General features: G+C 58.1%; 1 pseudogene. It reads right to left on the bottom strand.

Features of this window, described 5'->3' with window-relative positions:
* Window positions 1-326, bottom strand: a pseudogene (locus EN852_RS36860) (hypothetical protein); the annotation flags it as partial.
* Between the last annotated feature and the right edge of the window lie 25 nt (window positions 327-351).

The following is a 351-nucleotide window of genomic DNA, read 5'->3' as shown; positions in this document are numbered from 1 at the left end:
TCGCCAGTCTTCAATGCGGCGTCTTTAGCATCGAGCGAGAAAGTGATTTGGCGCGGCGTCTCCTTGTAGCGGTTGAGGATGCGCACGGCGATTTCGTCAACGACTTGCAAGGAGCTTACCCAGCGGTTCAGCACGGTCATGGAGTTTGACGTGCCGTAGGCGTTCACGCCCTCGCCAGTGGTGTCGACCTGAATTGAGACCGACTTGAAGTTTTCGGCTTTCAGCGCCGAAATAGCCCCGTATGGCGCGAAGTACATGAGCACCTGGCTCACACGGTCCTTGGGCGAGTCCTTGACCGTGATAGAGCCCGCGAGGAAGTGCTGCATTTCATTCAGCAAGGGCGGGGGCGAC

The organism is Mesorhizobium sp. M2E.F.Ca.ET.209.01.1.1 (assembly GCF_004010375.2).
Taxonomy (GTDB): Bacteria; Pseudomonadota; Alphaproteobacteria; order Rhizobiales; family Rhizobiaceae; genus Mesorhizobium.
This window is presented reverse-complemented; position numbering and strand designations above follow the sequence as displayed.